The 17,394-nt window shown below is 35.7% G+C and carries 13 protein-coding genes; 1 reads left to right on the top strand and 12 read right to left on the bottom strand.

Annotated features, from left to right (window positions below; all coding sequences use genetic code 11):
- Positions 1–66 precede the first annotated feature (66 nt).
- The 5 genes from ACK3CR_RS01650 to ACK3CR_RS01630 all read right to left on the bottom strand — a co-directional run bounded on the left by ACK3CR_RS01650 (position 67) and on the right by ACK3CR_RS01630 (position 8,062).
- The gene (locus tag ACK3CR_RS01650) at positions 67–549 is read right to left on the bottom strand and encodes a hypothetical protein (protein ID WP_243509590.1); all 483 of its coding nucleotides are present in this window, start codon (positions 547–549) and stop codon (positions 67–69) included.
- Between the two features lie 689 nt (positions 550–1,238).
- The gene (locus tag ACK3CR_RS01645; protein ID WP_488974624.1) at positions 1,239–3,899 is read right to left on the bottom strand and encodes an MMPL family transporter; all 2,661 of its coding nucleotides are present in this window, start codon (positions 3,897–3,899) and stop codon (positions 1,239–1,241) included.
- Positions 3,883–4,356 (bottom strand): MarR family winged helix-turn-helix transcriptional regulator, encoded by a 474-nt coding sequence (locus tag ACK3CR_RS01640; RefSeq protein WP_243509596.1) that lies wholly within the window; start codon positions 4,354–4,356, stop codon positions 3,883–3,885. The genes ACK3CR_RS01645 and ACK3CR_RS01640 overlap by 17 nt, the downstream gene beginning before the upstream one ends.
- Positions 4,357–4,801: 445 nt before the next feature.
- Entirely contained in the window at positions 4,802–5,998 is a 1,197-nt protein-coding gene (locus ACK3CR_RS01635; RefSeq protein WP_488974801.1) for an L-lactate MFS transporter, read from the bottom strand.
- Between the two features lie 402 nt (positions 5,999–6,400).
- Positions 6,401–8,062, bottom strand: a complete 1,662-nt coding sequence (locus ACK3CR_RS01630) for an aryl-sulfate sulfotransferase (RefSeq protein ID WP_328123629.1) — start codon at positions 8,060–8,062, stop codon at positions 6,401–6,403.
- A gap of 203 nt (positions 8,063–8,265) precedes the next feature.
- Between ACK3CR_RS01630 and ACK3CR_RS01625 the strand changes: the two genes are divergently transcribed.
- Positions 8,266–8,514: a GNAT family N-acetyltransferase gene (locus ACK3CR_RS01625; RefSeq protein ID WP_488974800.1), complete on the top strand. Its 249-nt coding sequence runs from the start codon at positions 8,266–8,268 to the stop codon at positions 8,512–8,514.
- A 425-nt stretch (positions 8,515–8,939) separates the two neighbouring features.
- On the opposite strand, the gene ACK3CR_RS01620 is transcribed toward ACK3CR_RS01625, so the two are convergent.
- The 7 genes from ACK3CR_RS01620 to dapA all read right to left on the bottom strand — a co-directional run bounded on the left by ACK3CR_RS01620 (position 8,940) and on the right by dapA (position 17,383).
- The gene (locus ACK3CR_RS01620; protein ID WP_328123628.1) at positions 8,940–9,809 is read right to left on the bottom strand and encodes a MurR/RpiR family transcriptional regulator; all 870 of its coding nucleotides are present in this window, start codon (positions 9,807–9,809) and stop codon (positions 8,940–8,942) included.
- A 299-nt stretch (positions 9,810–10,108) separates the two neighbouring features.
- Positions 10,109–11,029 (bottom strand): DMT family transporter, encoded by a 921-nt coding sequence (locus ACK3CR_RS01615; protein ID WP_328123627.1) that lies wholly within the window; start codon positions 11,027–11,029, stop codon positions 10,109–10,111.
- 155 nt (positions 11,030–11,184) lie between these two features.
- Positions 11,185–11,283: a hypothetical protein gene (locus tag ACK3CR_RS01610; protein WP_488974623.1), complete on the bottom strand. Its 99-nt coding sequence runs from the start codon at positions 11,281–11,283 to the stop codon at positions 11,185–11,187.
- 287 nt (positions 11,284–11,570) lie between these two features.
- Positions 11,571–12,518: a DMT family transporter gene (locus ACK3CR_RS01605; RefSeq protein WP_488974622.1), complete on the bottom strand. Its 948-nt coding sequence runs from the start codon at positions 12,516–12,518 to the stop codon at positions 11,571–11,573.
- Between the two features lie 492 nt (positions 12,519–13,010).
- Positions 13,011–14,396: an MFS transporter gene (locus ACK3CR_RS01600; RefSeq protein ID WP_328125207.1), complete on the bottom strand. Its 1,386-nt coding sequence runs from the start codon at positions 14,394–14,396 to the stop codon at positions 13,011–13,013.
- Positions 14,397–15,007: 611 nt separating this feature from the next.
- Positions 15,008–16,399, bottom strand: coding sequence for a protoporphyrinogen/coproporphyrinogen oxidase (locus ACK3CR_RS01595; protein WP_488974621.1), 1,392 nt, complete (start codon positions 16,397–16,399; stop codon positions 15,008–15,010).
- 81 nt (positions 16,400–16,480) lie between these two features.
- Positions 16,481–17,383, bottom strand: a complete 903-nt coding sequence (gene dapA, locus ACK3CR_RS01590) for a 4-hydroxy-tetrahydrodipicolinate synthase (protein ID WP_488974620.1) — start codon at positions 17,381–17,383, stop codon at positions 16,481–16,483.
- Between the last annotated feature and the right edge of the window lie 11 nt (positions 17,384–17,394).

The raw sequence follows: 17,394 nt of genomic DNA, 5'->3' as shown, positions 1-17,394 counted from the left end.
ATAGGAAACAGTTCAATTTCTTTTATTATTTTCTCTATGTACCCGAGTAAACGCTGTTCTCTCCCGTTATTTGTGAAGGTGAAATCTCTGTTCATCTTCCTTTTTCACCCTATCACCTATAAGTTCAAGCGCAAAGAATATAGCGTACATAGTGGTATAGAGCAAGACTTCTGAAACAATAGAGTCGAATGTCGCAATGTTCATAAAAGCGACCATTGTTTTCATATAAAGAAAAAATAAAAGAAACTGAAAAACGTGAGATAAAATAATCCTCTTTTTGTTGTTTCCTTGAAAGTGTCTCATAACATCTTCTAAAATCACATCCACAGGTACAAGAATTAGGAACCCAAGACAAACGTGCAAAGATAAAAAAAGTGAACTATATTGATGTGTATAGTGCACGTCGAGAAAAAGGCTCACAATGTACTGAAGACCTGTGAGAAGAAATAAAACAAATGAAAGAGCAAAAAGCCCAAAAACAAAAATTAACGAAATATTTTTCATATAACAATGTAGAGAAGAGTTTGTATGAAAATATACTTCTCTCATCCCTCCTCTCGTTTTTTGAACACCATCCATACTTTTTATAAGAATTGGGAATGTTCTTATTTTAACATATTTCCCTCAACCTTTTTATGATATAGCACGAGGGCAGTTTCTGTTCCTCCTATCTTGCAAGTAAATTCTTTTTCATCCCTCCTTCACACTTTTAAAACATGATAAATTAAAAAAGGTCTTAGTCATAACTTCTGACCTTTTCTTCTGATTCCTTCAAATACCTTTATATTTTCTAAAAAAGGAGCTATCTTTTGAATACAAATGAAAGAGCACTACAATTAAAGGAAGCTATCACTTGGTATGAGAAAGGTTGAAATGACTATTTTAAAGATCCTCATTGGGTTAGCGGATTTAAGTACGCTCTCTTTCAAATGAACGATATGCCTCGTGCTCAGGAATTATTACAAAGCCTCATTACAGAGAAAAAGCAAAACATTAAAGATGCTAAGGAAGATAGGGAGGAAAGCTGGTCAGAAGATGATCGTAAAGAATATATAAAAGACGAATTGAAGCATCTTAAAGAATTTGAAAATATAATAAAAATGTTGCTTCCCTTTCTCATCCCGAGAATTCCCTCCTTCTTTTTAAACTGATTGTTACTTATTTGGATGTCCGAGCCATCACCACCCTGAATATAATAAATAGAAAAGGAGCCTCCATGTAGGAAGCTCCTCTTTTACTTATTCTTCTCTTTTCTTACGGCGAAATGGCCACCAGTTTCCTTCAGAAAACGTAACAGTTACTGCTGGGATAAGCAGTGGTAAAATGACAATTCCGTATAGGAGCAACCCAATGATAATGACTGTTGCAACTTGAACAAGCGTAAGAACGCCTGATGGAATCATAGCTGCGAACGTTCCTGCTAAAATAATGGATGCTGTAATAATGACAGATCCCATTTTACGCATTGATATTACCATTGCATCTGGTATGCTTTCCTTAACTTCTTCTTGGAAACGATCAAGTAAGAAAATAGAATAGTCAATTCCTAATGCAATTAAAATAACAAAGCTAAAGAATGGAACAGCCCAGCTTATACCACTCTCACCCATCACATTTACAAATAGAAACTCCGAAATCGAAATCGCTGTGTAGTAGGTGACAAGCAGTGAAGCAATCATATATACAGGCATAATCATCGAACGGAATAAAACGGTAAGCACCACGAAAAGTCCAACCATCATAATAATCATGGTTCTTGAAAGATCTGTTGTGGAAATATCGTTTAAGTCTGCATTTGAACTTGAAATGCCGCCATACACAATTTCAGCATCTTCAAAAGGTGTATCAACAACAGCACGATCTATCGCTTCTTCAATATCTTTCACCGTTGTGATTGCTTTTTCAGAATACGGATTTGAATCTAACACAACGCTTAGTTTTAAACCTTTTCCATCATCAAATGAATAGGTGTCAATCGATTGTTTAAAATCTTCATTTTGCATGGTTTCTTCTGGAATATAAATGCCTGTTTCACGAACAGTTTGACTGTTGCTCATATTCCCTAACATGTCTTTTGCTTTTGTAAGACCATCCGAAATTTGTGTTAATCCATCATTGGCATCTTTCACACCTTGAGAAAGTTTGCTTAAGTTTTCACTTAGCGCTTTTGTTTGTTGCTGTGCTCCTTCAATTTGCGTGTTTGCTCCTTGTAGACCTTCTGCAATTGTGCCAAGTTGTCTATTAATCGCTGTGATTTGCGGAAGAGCTTCGTCAACGTTTCCTGTTAAAGCAAGTTTTTGACTTACAAGTCCAAGCTGTTCATTTGCTTGTGTTAAGCCGTCTGAAGCTTGTGAAAGAGAACTTCCGCTGTTTCCTGAGGAAGCACTTGTTTCATTTGAAATTTGATTTAGTCCATTTTGGACCGTTGTTAACCCTTTTTTTACATCGTTAAGACCATTGATTGTATCGCCAAGGCCATTTGAAACAATCCCTAGCTGTGAATCAACGTATAAATCTTTAATCCGCTCACCTGTTGGCTGTGTAATTGTCATAACTGAGTCAACGTTATCTACTTTTTCGATCTCTTTGCTGAGGTTTCCTAAGTATGGAATACTTTTGGCTGTTGTTAAGTCTTTATCCCCGTTGATAACGACTGTAACAGGAAATGCCTTTCCTTCTCCAATCGCTTCACTCATAGCGTTTAATCCTTTAATGGATTTATAGTCGCTGCTAATTTCCGCCGTTGAGTCAAATGAAATTTCCTCGTCATATGTGAGAATAAACGGTACTGTGACGATCGCTGTGATGACTAAGAATAAAAATGGTCTTCTTACAGAATGCTTCCCTAAAAATCCCCACAGTTTATTTTCACTATGTGAAATCACTTTTTTCGATGGCCAGAAAAGTTTCGGACCAATCGTAACGAGGAACAATGGTAAAAGTGTAAATAGCACAAGAAGTAAAATAGCAACTCCAACGGCTACACCGACAGCAGATTGGAAGATCGCAAATTTTGCAAATCCAATGGCTGCAAAACCAATTAAAACAGCAATTCCGCTAATAAATAATGTTCTTCCTGCTGTGCGGTAAGCAATTAATGTTGCTTCTACTTTATCATGTCCGTTCGCAAGCTCTTCACGGAAGCGAGTGAGAATTAAAATACAGTAGTCTGTGCCAATTCCAAACAAGATTGCTACTAAAAACGTTTGTGTAAACGTAGAAATTGGGAAGTCAAAACTGTGCACTAAAATGGCCAACAATGACTGACTAATTAAATACGTAACACCGACAATCAAAATAGGAACGAATGGCGTCACAATTGAACGGAATACAACAAGAAGCAACCCTAAAATTAAGAAAACTGTAATCACTTCTGTTTTCTTCAGTCCATCTTCAGAACTGTGTGCAAAGTCTTGGTTAATGAGAGATGCCCCTGTTACATATGTTGATGTTGTTAAACTTTTTGGTGTTTCTTTATAAATATCATCTGCAATTTTTTCAACTTCTTCATCAGATCCTTCAACAGTTGCCGGAATAAGTACGGTTGTTTCATCTTTTGACATCAGCTGTTCTCGTACTTCTTTGTCTTCTGTTAAAGGAGTTGTAATCGACTTCACCCCTTTAATATCTTCCATTTTGTCTATTAAGCTTTGAATATCTTTTTCTTGCTGTTCATCCAACGCTTTATCTAGCGTAACAACAACGCTTATCGTGTTATTGTCTTCTCCTGCATCTTTTAAGATTTCAGCGGCTCGCTGAGAAACCGCATCATCTGGAAGCTGTGTTTGCCCCTTTTCGTTCGCAAGCTTTGTTAAGTTAGGAGCCGTTAGCATCAACGCAGCTGTTAGGACAATCAATAAAGCAGCGATTACCCATTTAAACTTAATGATTAGTCTCATCTGTACTATCTCCTTTTGCAATTAACGTTTCTTTTACGGTTGTGAAAATGTCGATAAATGTATCAATTTTTTCATCTTCTATGTTGCTTAATATGTCCTCAATGACAGCAAAAATTGCTTGATCCATTTCACTAATAAGCTTTTCACCTTGAGGGGTAATGCTTACTAATTTTGAGCGCTTATCGTCATTTGCATCAGGGTTTTCCCATTGAACTAAGCCTTTATTTAGCAATTTTTTCAATCGGTTTGAAATCGCACTTTTATGTACGCATTGCACAAGAGCCAAGTTCCCTGGTGAAGAAGGACCTTTAATTTTGAGCGTGTTTAACAGCTCAAACTGCTGTTTAGAAACGTGATCAAACAAATTTTGGTCCACTTTTTTACTAATCACTTCAGAGCCTGTAAGCAAAACGTCTTCAAAAAGTTTAACCGCTTGGTATAAGTTTCTTTTAGTCAATTTCCTCTCCCCTTTCTCTATATAGTTTATAGGGTTAAACAATACCACAAATTATAGTTTATAGGGTTAAACAATCTGTTGTCAATCCTAAATATTTAATTACAATCCCTTGTTGTATTTATCCCCCTTTCTAATCATTAATATTTGAGAATTTTTCATAAAAAGATCTTAACCTTTTCGTGATCAGGTGTGTTAAATAGCGAAAGTGTGGTCGGTTTTAGTACTAACTGGATTAGGAAAGCAAAAAGAGCATCTAATAATGATATTAGATGCTCTTTTTGCTAGCGAGAGTTGTTTTTATATGAATGTTTGCAATGTGTCTATTTTTGTTTCACATGTCTATTTATTCGCTATTTATACAGCGTGCAAATATAGAATAGGCTTATAAAAATAGATTAGCTCTACTCCCCATTGTTGTTACACCTATTTAGCTTTTGTGATATCACTAATTCATTTTTCCATTTGAGTAGCTAGGTGGTTTAATGAGAATAGCTATAATAAAAGATAGAATGCAAAGAATCCCTATAGTAATAAATGTTGGTTTAAATCCTCCTAAAAATGCTCCAATAAAGGAGCCAGCAAGCGCTCCCAAACCAAAACCTTGATAGACAATTCCATAGTTTTTACTATGATTTTTCAAACCGAAAAAATCTCCTACAATAGCAGGAAATATAGTAATATTTCCACCAAAACAAAAAGCGATGGTTGCGACACAAGCGAAGAAAATTCCATAATTCAACTGAACAAAACTCAGCATAAGCACAGCTATAGCTGTAATTAAAAACGTGGAGGCAATGACTTTTAAACGACTAACCTTATCAGATAGTGAACCAAGAATAAGGCGACCGACTGTATTAAAAATAGCAATCATAGCCACTGCATTAGCTGCCACAGCAACATTTAAATCAGCTAATTGAACACCTATATCTTTAACAATGCTAATCAAATATAAACCACTCATACATGCTGTAAAGAACATAATGAAAAGCAGGTAAACCTCTTTCGTTACTAACATTTCTTTAACCGTATAATCCCGTTTATTCTGCGTACTCTCTGTATTCATAGGTGTTTCCTCTATAATAGCTTCTCTTAGAAGTAAAGATCCTCCAACTACCATGACCATAACGATGATACCCCAATAGAAGAAAGTTTGGGAGATACCTACATGATTAATGAGCTCTGTATTAATGTATTTAAAAATTAAGCTTCCTAATCCATATGCAGATACGGAAACTCCAGAAATGAGCCCTTTACGATTCGGAAACCATTTAATTAAGTTAGATAAAGAGGTAATATAGGCTGTTCCATCAGCAAAACCTACAACAATGCCTGCCAGCAAATAAAGCATAAGGAGCGAAGAAACTTGTGAGGTAAGAATTAACCCTAATCCGAGAATAAAACCAGATAAGGCAATTAATTTACGAATTCCCCATTTTTCCTGTAGCCTTCCCGCAAATAAAGTAGCAAAAGCTAAAGCAAAACTTGTGATAGAGAACGTTATAGCTACGGAACTAAGCTCCCAATCGAATTTATTAACTAATGGTTGGTTGAATAAACTCCATGTATAAATTGTTCCGAGTCCCATTTGGACAATAATTGTTCCTAGAATAAGAAACGCAGGGTGTATATCCTTGCTTTTCATCATAACCCTCCCCCATCTTGATATTGAATGTTCTTAGTTATAGAAGTTTTATAGGACTTTTAGTATTAATAAAATGCCCGCCTATAAGTCAAAGGTTATTGTATCCAAGATAAAGGGGAAGATACGCGATCTTCGTAGGATTTACCTTGATGGATAAAACCAACTGTATATACTATTGCAGATTCATTCTACTCTTAGTTGCTGAACTACATATAGATTAAACCGATCGTAAAAGTATATCTAAAGGAAAAGAAAAAGCGTAAACCCATTGTTACCCAATGGATTTACGCTTTTTCTTCTGATAACCAACATGATATGTCCGCCATTCCTTATATGATGGCGGACATTTTTGTATTTGATTCTTAAAAACGTTTAAAGCAGAGCCTAAAGAATCCTCTTCATTTACAATGAATATTCCCAGTTATTATTATATAAGGAATATCGTTCACCACGATACGCACGGGCACCTGCTGGAAAATCTGTAATATTTGCTTCAAAGACAACTTCACCATTTTCACTTACTTCAAATATAGCACTATGAGTATCTTCATCTAAATAACCAAAGTTTACTAAACGGTTACCTGTTTGAGGCAAGAAACGCGTACTCCCAACAATATTGGTAAAGTGATCAGCACCTAGTTCTTCACCAAAACTCCAAATTTCTTTTGCTGTAAGTTTCTTTTCGTTAATACGATATTGGACACCACGGCTGTAGTCCTTTGAAAGCGATTCATTACCGCGTGTTACCACAACATTATTATCATATACAAGAAGATCAATTGTATCTTCATTATGATCTTGATCTGGTAAAATTACCGGGGCGTGTTGACCTGCAGTATACTTGAAGCTATCACCTGTTCCAGCTACTAAGTATTGTTTATAATCATCTGGCCAGCCTTCTTCATCTGCCATAATCCATATAATTTTACTTGTTTCATAATTAATTTTCATTATTAAATCTTGGTTGCGGCTAGAGATAATAATACTGTTGTCCGATTCATCAAAAACAACCGCATTTTGGTGAAACCAATCAACTTTGCCATCTTCACGTGTAGTTTCATCATATTCTTCATAAAACTCACTTGGCAATAGGTCCTTCAAATCGATTGTTTTGACGATTTCTCCAGTCTCACGGTCCAATTCAATCATAATATCTTCAATGTAATTTGTATCTCCGTTTACTGTTAGCAATAAATTACCACTCGGTAGTTCAATAGCATCGTGATGAACCATTGTCATTTCTTCTGATTTACCTTCATTAATCGCATTATCGGAATTCAATTCGTAAATTTTATAGTACTTACCTAGATAATCCATTTCTACTAATTCGTTATAAGTGTCATCACTATTGTCTGCTTTCGTTAAGTATAAAATATGACCATTTTCAAGTTCTTGGAATACATGACTGTTGTATCTTATATTATACCAACGTACATCTCCATTTGTATCATATGCATATGGATACTTTGTACTTGGAACGAAGAAGGTAAGTGAACTATTCTCCAGTTCCATTTTTTCTGTATTAGCTTTTTCAACATTTATATTTCCAATATAGTCAGGCAATTTTTCTGTTTTCATACTCAGCGTTTTTTTCGTTACATTTCCCTTCTCATTTTCAACAGTTACAATGACCTTATTTGTTGTATTAGCTAGTAATCCTAATACAGGAATTTCATGTGTTGTTTTATACTCTTCATACGTATGGGTAATGGTTGTCTTTTTCGTACGGCCAGGCACTTCAACGGTTACCTTTGAAGGTTCTTCTGTTTTGAATAATACAAGTGCTGTTAATGGGGAATTACCATAAGGGTCTTGTATGACTAACATGTTATCCTCATTGTACTCCCCACTTTCTAGTTCCTCTCTATACGTTTGCTCTACTTCTTCTTGATCTTCGATTTCGTCTGTTAATAATTTTGTAACAACGCCTTCTGTTTTACTTGTAGATTCTGTTGTTTCAGTTGTATTTCCTCTAAAAGAAGAACCTACAATGAAAGCGATTATTATAGTAGTAATTACTATAGTAAAGAAAGCCATAATAGCTTTAGAAAAATATTTGTTCATTTTCATACCTCCGACACTTTCTATAACAACTATATATTTTGAATATGTCGGGAATGTATCAGGCCTAAATATTTAAAAATTATGAATAATCATTTAAACCTAGTTATGAAGGAGAAAAAGACTCCTCTATGGATAATTTTAAAGATAAACTCTCTTCTCTAGATACATTTACATTTGGAGCATTTGCTCATCCAAACGAATGAATTATAACTTTAAAAAGAGAACTTCGCCTTCAATTAAGACATCGTACTAATATTGTAGCCATGTATGTCTATCCATTCCATAGAAAGGCGGGTATTTTAAGGAAACTCATAGCAACTTGTGTTAAAAAAGCAAAATCCTTAGAAGAAATTGAACAGGTTTACTTAAGTGGGGTTACTGCTAATATTGCTGCTAAAAACCTTTATTTTATCATTCGGGTTTCAGCGTTTTTTCTAGAAAAAACGCTTTAAGATTAAACAATACATATATAGATGAAGAGCATATGATGTTATTCCTTAAATAGTAATAAGAAGCCTTTAATTCATAATTTAAGGCTTCTTCTATTTCTAGAATATGTGTTATATGAACTAAAAGGCTATATGCCATGCACACATCTAGACAAGTAAATTCATGAGAAAAACCTTTCATTTTCAGCTCTTCCCATTAAAAATGAAAGGTTTCTTACTACATTTAATATTTTTTGAAATTCGTCGTGACTTGGTTACCTATCTACATTTTGTTACTCGTCAAAGTCAATGATCAGCCGTTCCCTAGTATATCTTCCTATAATGGTGCAATATATGGATCTCCACTTCAATCGACATTAAAGTCATAAATATCATCTGGTTTTGTTTCAAATTCAAAAGAAATCACCCTTTGGTAACTCTTTTTGAATTTAATATGAAAAGATTACATTCTTTTCTATAAGTGTTTTCTCAAGTTTCTTCAACCTCTCAATTGATTCCTTTGATGAACGTTTGCCAATTTCAATGACTAATGCCTCTATCAATGCGATAATAGGTACTAATGAAAATTGTTCTTTATTAATTTCTACTTTTAGTATTACGGACGCATATGGAATAACGGGACATGAGATATAGTCTGTTATCAATATAATTCTATTTCCTAGTTCATGAGCTAGCTTAACGGCTTCAATAATTCGATTAGTGTATGGTTCGAATGCAAAAACCACTAAAATTTCATCCTTTTCAAATTGTAAAATCCTATCATAAATCACTTCCGTATCGTGGCTTAGCTGTCTTATTTTAGAATAGAATTCTCCAAGCAACTGTTCAAGATATAAGGCAGTTGCTTTGTAAGGTCGAGAACCTAAAATGTTGATATGACTCGATTTTTCAATGACATCAATTGTGATTTCGAAATTTTCCATTAAATCAGCGTCTAATGATTTATTTAATAAATTAACGGATTCTTTCCAAACTTGGATTAAAGTTGGATCTCTTCCCTCTTCCTTTTGAACTTCTGTAATTGATTTCTTCAATGCCCATCTTGAGTTGGAAGGAAATGATTCATCGTAGATATCTTTTCGCAAGTCATTAAAATTCTCATACCCTAAGGAATTTATTGTACGCATCACAGTTGAAATTCCAACATTGGCATTAGTGGCAAGCTCTTTAACTGTTATGAGCCCTATTGACTGAGTATTTTTTAGAATATAATCGCATAATTGTCTTTGTTTTTTTGGTAAAGAATCTTTAATCTCAACGATCTTATTAATTATTGTTCCTGGATTATCTAAACTCATTTAAATCCCCTTTTCACCTTCGATTTGTAGATTATCCGTCAAAATTGATCCACCTTTAGTCTATTATATCTCATATTTAAGAGAATGGCCCAATACAAAAAGGGAGCCTTCTGAATGGCGCCCTTTTTTTGTATTGGATCAATGTATTTTAGGTTAAAGTAGCCAGGGTAAGAAATACAGAAACAATCTGAATCTCTAATAAGGGTAAAGATAATTCAACAATTTTGGGAACTCATCAATAGAATTAAACAGGTATTAGCTAAAGTCGCTATTCATTCAGCGTAATTTGTGTAATCTTTTTATTTAGAATGGCTTATATCAATAGCTTTCTTAGCCTTAGACTGCCCTTGTGTAACAAGAATTGCCGAATACAAAACCAATGCGATCCCTAGCACCTGCCACCCCCGCAAACTTTCCCCAAGAAAAAGTACTCCAGTTAATACGGCAATGATAGGCTCTATCGTTGCTAAAATGGAAGCCTTACTAGCTTCTAAATGCTTTAGTCCTGAAGTGTAAAATGCAAAGCCTGCAACCGTTGCTACTAATGCTAACAACAGCGCTGACACCCAAACATCTACAGATTGAAATTGATCAGTCTTTCTTATTATGTCACTTGTCAGTAACATAAAAATACTTGTATAAAGAAATGTATACGTGGTAATGGTCAGTGCAGAATACCGTTTTGTTATAGGTTTACTGAAAATACTATACAACGCATAACAAAATCCAGATAGAATCCCCATCAATAAGGTATTCATAGGTATGGCTCCTTTGCCAAATGGCAGTAGGCCTACCACAAATGCACAACCTGTGACAGCAAGAACAAGTGCCCAGCCTTTACGAATGGTCAAGGGCTCTTTAAAAAAGAGCCGAGATAAGATTGTTACAAATAAAGGACCTGTATACAAAAGGGTTACTGCAAGGGATAAACTCGATTGAGAAAAAACTTCAAAGTAAAAAAAATTAAATAAGGCGATACTAAAAATTCCCGCACCAGCAAAAAAAACATGATCTATTAATCTTGTACGCAACTGATCTCGATAAAATATGGCCATAAGCAGAATTAAGATAACAAACGTAAAAATACCTCGAATGGCAACTACGTCCCAAGGCGTAAAGCCACGAGTATATAATGGAGCAATAAATAAACCAATAAGTCCCCAACATGCTGCACCAGCTATTGTAATGATGTAAACTCTTAAACTCGACAGTTTTTCCATATCATTCACCTCAGATTCGGTTGTACACTAACTCCAGACATTAATATATTGATATTGCATTGAATAATAAAGCTACTTAAGAGGTATATGTTGTTACAAGGGCTGCATGTATCCAAGCTAATAAGATAATTATGCATGTAGAACTCAGCATTTCATTAGAGATTCTTTAAAAAGTACTCTTGAAAAATAGTTACAAATGCGGGTGTTGTGTAAAGAAGAATTGATGCAATGGAAATAGCGGTTTCTTCAATCATACTAAACAAACACCAATTAAAATGGACAATACTAAAAATAAGATGCGGACAAAACACGCATTGTAACAACCTGTGTTGGTGAAAAACCTATTTTGTAAAAGTATGATACAAAAATATTAATAATCCCCTATAAAGATGCCTCTACGCCGATAAATAGTAACATTAATTTATTTTCATGATTAAGGAAATTCATATCTAAAATCCTCCATAAATTGTATTACGTTATCTAAAGAATACAATCAGAAAGACAATTATACGAGAGCCTTTCCTATTTGGAGAATATTCTACTAAATAATGGTGTTATTCGCTTTTTTCTTTTTTAAATGAATGAAACTCACCTTATGGGTTGTGGTTGCAACATAAACGCCGATGATAACCATTGACATGCCGACTATTTGTTGCCAAGTAATCGTTGCCCCATAAAAGAGCAGGGCAATCCATGTTGCATTGATAGGCACTAGGTTCATATACAGACTTGACTTACTAGCTCCAATTTGATAAATACCTTTGTTCCAAAGGAGGAAGGCAACGACGGATGAACACACAATCAAGAATAGCACCTCAATCCAGGATTGCCCGGACATGTTAAGAACCTTTTCCCATCCCCCTTCAAAAAGAGACCAAATTGCAAAAAAAAGTGAACCTAACAACATTGTCATCGTTGTAGTAAAAAGAGGAGGGGATTCTTTCATGACAACTTTTCCAATTAGACCGTGAATAACCCAACATATCAAGCCTGCTACAAACAAAAGATCTCCTGCGTTAAACGTTAGTGAAACCAATGTCTCTAATGATCCTTTAATTATGACGAGAAAAACACCAATAAGAGATAATAATAGTCCGATCCCTAGACGCCCATTCCAAGTTTCATTTAAAAATAATATGGCTCCAAATGTTACAAAAACGGGTGTAGTTGCCATAATCAATGATCCGTTTATAGCAGAAGTGTAGCCTAGAGCGACAAAGAAAAAAGCGTTATATCCCAAAATACCAGTAAGAGCCATCATTAATAAGCCAAACCATTGTTTTTTTAAAACATCTATCTTCCATTGTGATCTCATAGTTACTACTAATAATAAAATCAAACCCGCGGGCCCAAATTGTAAGGTTGCTGCTGTAATAGGTGATATTTCGGTAATTACATGTTTAGCAGCGCCAAATGCACCACCCCAAAATAAAGGAACAAGTAACATTAAAAAATATATCCCAGCTTTTTGTTTGCTTTTTGTTCCCATTCACAGACTCCTCCTTACTAATGACTTTGTATCCTTGAGGAAAGAGTTAGAAACTATTGGCTATTTGTGCAGTGAAAGTCTCTTAAAGAATCTTATCAATTACATTTTCGTAGTGGGAACTGACACCTTTGTACAATATTTAACAAGCTTTTCGATTTCAAACTTAGGACTCCTGTATAGATAGAGCTACCTATATATGAGTAGTTCCACAAGCCCTGTTTCCCTTTATATTTCTATGATTCTGGTAAAGATTCTTATGATCTTTTTCGCCTTTCCTTCTTTTATTTAGAAAGGCTAAGATTTTAAATATAATGACTTATCTATAAAAGGAATGACACCGATTAGTAACTTTGCTACTATTCGGGTCAAACCCCCTCTAGAAATTCAACATCTCATTGGTCCCTACCATTTCTCCTTCTATTAATCTTTTTCCTTACAAACAGATTCTTTTTTCTAAGTCTTGTTTTGCTGTTTCATGAAGATTTTTACTTTCTAATTAATCGTTTTCTTCTGTGTGAAGCTCTTATTATGGGGGTTAACGCTCCCTTTGTTCATTGAACTAGCTTGCGATAAGCTCATATTCTTTGTTTCTGGAGCCATGAATAGAGCGACTAAAAATCCTATGAAATACATTGCTCCACAAGCATAAAATGTAGCTGACACACCATAGTTTGCTAAAAATGCAGGAAAGAAAAGTGTACCTATGGCAGAAGTAATACGAGTTATCCCTGTAGAAAAGCCCATCGCCGTCCCTCGAATATGCGTTGGGAAAAGTTCGTTTGGATAAATCCATTGATGTATTCCCATTCCTGTATTAAGCGTTCCATAAATGATAAAGAGAACGACGATCAAAATGAATGACATATTTGCTCCAGAGGCTGACCCCAATCCCAGTGCGATTAAAGAGAGCGAGCATACTAAAAATGGCCAAATAAGCGTCGGTCTTCTTCCATATCGTTCAACCAAATAAAGAAAAGGAAACAAGCCAACAAGATAGACGATATTAATGATTGCCGATCCTAAGTATTCTTTTGTTCCATTGGCAAAACCAAACTGGCCAAGGATCTCAGGGATATAGGTTCCTATGGCAAAAGTCGGTACGACTTGAAGCGACCAAAAGACCGCTACGAACATAGTCCATTTCCCATTTCCATTTCGAAAGATATCAAGAAAGGTTGTTTTCACCTTGATCTCTGGTTCCTTCGACATCACCACATTCTTCCCGTATATTTTGTAAACAATCGCTCTAGCCTCTTTTTCTCTTCCTTTGTTAGCTAACCAGCGAGGGGATTCCGGCATTTTTAAACGTGCAATAAACATAATTACTGCTGGAATCGCACTGCTTACAAGCATCCATCTCCAGCTTATATCACCGAGAGATAACATAAAGTAACCGACCAAATAGGAACTGGCGTAGCCGACATACCAGAGTCCATTAAGTCCTCCAAGTAAGGAGCCACGATTTTTTTGTGGTGAAAATTCCGTCATTAAAGCTCCTGCAATAGGAAAATCTGCGCCTATCATGATACCTAAAATAAACCGTAAGATGACCAACTGCATAGGATCATTGATAAAAAACTGAAGGGTTGACACAATAGCTATGATAAGCATATTGATGATAAATATCTTCTTCCGACCCATAAGGTCTGTCAGATAGCCTCCTAGCATTCCACCAACAAACATCCCCGCAAGAGTTGCCATTCCAATCAAACCAGTAACAGTTAAAGACATATCAATTTGGCGCTGCATGACAGAAAGTGCTACCGCAATAATTCCAATAATATATCCATCAAGGAATGCACTCCCACCGCTATAGGCAAACATTTTGAAATGAAATCTACTTAAAGGCATTTCTTCCATAGTGCGGACCTTATTCATATTTTCCCTCCCGTGATTGAAATAAATTTTTATTTCATGTCATCCGTTCTTAATAGTGAAATATAGAAAACGATGCTTCTCAATAAACTATCGATCCTTTCAAAACCTAATAGTATGACTTATTTACTTTCAAAAGTTTTGCTAATATATTTCTGAAGTAACGATATTGAATGGGTCGAATGGTACACTACAGCGCTTTAAAATAGAACTGAATGAATCTAGATTTTGATCTAGGAATTCCAGAGTTATTTTTTGTAGAATTATTTCTAAAATGATTGCCTACTTCACCAAATGGAAAGATTGAATAAATGAATCATCTCTTTGGTGAAGTAAGCGTTTGCATTTTTGCGAGTGAATGCCCATTTGTCACTTTCGCCAGCTATTATATCTTCAAAGGTGGCGAAAAGATTATGAAGTAAATACAGTAAAATTATATTCAAAATAGATGGGGTATTTTTCGTTTTCTATCCATTACATTTTTTTGATAATTCCCTCATAAATTGAGTTCATTTTTTGTAAATGACTGGGTTTAATGAGGGCTATTTAATTGATATAAGTCTTAGTATAATTTCAAAATGAGTTTAACGGATTCTCCAACAAAATCATGGTAATTAATTAGAAGCTGCCGTTTTGAATTCCTTCTCTTTTTGAGATTCATGGAGCCCGAATTCCAGTAAGCTATTAATATTTTGGGCTGCAGTGAATCCTGTTTGAATTGCCGTTTCCGTATAATAAGAACCTAAATAATCACCTGCTAAGAAAAATCGACCCGCAGATTTTGTTAAAATTGGCTGCAGTTCTGCACGACCTGGAAAAATATACGCTGATCCGAATGGAAATTTCATTACGTGAGCCTCCACTACATGATCACTAAAACCAGGAAATATTTCATTTAAATCTTTCAATTTCAATTGAATAATTTCCTCATCCGATTTATCAATGAGCCGACGCCCGCTTTCTCCAGGTGAAAATGTCATAAAACTACTTCCTGGTTTCCTCTCATTTTCCCAAGAACGAACTAGATTCGATTGATGAAGAATAATGTCAAATGACCTTTTAGGCGTCGCAAAAGAATAGACATCATCCCAAACTTGTGGTCCTGTTTCATTTGTTAAAAAGGCTGCACTAACATGTGGACCATATTTAATCTTACCAAGAGCGTCTGCGATTTCTGGGTCAATGTTTCTCGCTATTTTTTTTGTAATGGTGGCAGGAGTCGCGAGTACTGCATAACGTGCTTCCACCACATGCTTCACGCCATTTTGCATATAGTGTACGACAACACGGTCTTCTTTCTGAAGAACTTCTAAAACGTTTGCATTTAATTGAACGCGTTCACCTAATGTTGAAGCAATCGTGTTCGTAAGCGTTGAGGGTCCTCCAACAATGTTATTCCCTAACCCATCATCTTTGTTCCATACCGTGTGGAAATATCCTACACCTGATCCTGCCGTCATGGTCTCCGGACTGCCGGTCGAACGGCTAACGGTAGGTCTAAAAATGGCATCTGCATCTGGTGGTAATTGACCCGTAAATTCGGCAAACGTTCGGTCAGCCATAAATTCTAAAATTCGTTGTTGTCGAACTCTATAGTCCTCTCCTGGACGTTTTTTTGCCATTTTGCCATATTTGATCACAGCTGCACGCACTTTAGCACCTGCACGTATCATAGCAAATCTAGCTTTCCATGACATAGGGGCCCTAAATGGATACAGTTCAACCGGACCATCTTTAAGCAGCTTCCCATTCAAAGACATGGCAGCTAAAATTCCAGGTACAGGTGCTGCCGTTACTCCTACAGAGTTAAATAATTCATCTGTAGCTGAACCAGCTCCAGCATATAAATGTCCGCCCCAATTTAACCAATAATTTCCTCGTCGTTCAGATCGTACACGCCCCCCAATACGATCATCGGATTCTAAAAGTAAAATATCATGGTGTTTAAGGCGCCAGGCAGCAGACAAACCTGCCAGTCCACCGCCTATTACAATTACATCTCTCATTGGGTTTCCTCCTATTCCCTGTGTATTTATAATTCCCCTACTTTGTTTAATTTGGTTTTAACCCTAGTTCCCCTAATTCGTTTAGTGTTGCTTTACCTTTAGTTCCCCTAATTCATTTAATATGGTTTCAATCTTTGTCTTAAACTCTTCAGAAGCAGGTACTAGTGGTAATCTACTTGGGCCTCCTGATAATCCTAGTGCTTCCAAGCCTGCTTTCAATGTTCCTGGAATCGTTTCTTCTTCAATAACATTATATAAATCTAGCAGTTCCTGATTTAATTTAGTTGCTTCTTTTACATTGTTTTCATTTACGATTAAATCATATAATTTTGCTAATTTTTTCGGAGCCAAGTTGTGGACTAACCCAACAGCACCATGTCCCCCTAATGCTAATGTAGGTAAAATTAAATGTTCAAATCCAGTCAGTACTGCGAAGTTTGGATCGTCTTTTGTCAATGCAATAAGTTTAGAAGTATGCTGTCCATCCGCCGTATTTTTAATCCCAACAATTCCATCGATTTGACTGATTTCATGAATTAATTCTGGCTCCAGTTCAACACCTGTAGCATCTGGATAATGATAGATGACAATTCCGATGCTAGTGTTTTCTGCTACTGCCTTGTAATGCTCAATAATACCTTGTCTACTCGTTGTCATATAATAAGGATTAATGACTAAGGCACAATCTGCCCCAACTTCAGCTGCGTATTTAGTCAGTTCAATGGTATCTTCTGTTCGATGACAACCCGTACCTGCCATCACAGGTAATCTACCGTTTGATGTTTCACACACAAATTTAATCACTTCTTTTCGTTCTTCCATGCTCATTAGGGAATATTCTCCTGTACTTCCCCCCACTAAGAGGCAGTTCATTCCTCCATCTATCAAATGTTCGATAATTTGTCCAAGCCCCTTATAGTCAATACTGTTATCTTCTTTCATAGGTGTAGGTAAAGCCGGGATCATTCCAAAAGGTTTATACATAGTAAGCCCTC

The organism is Priestia sp. TRM10, from assembly GCF_057808375.1.
Note: the sequence above shows the minus strand (reverse complement) of the source record. Positions and strands in the feature narration are given on the sequence as shown.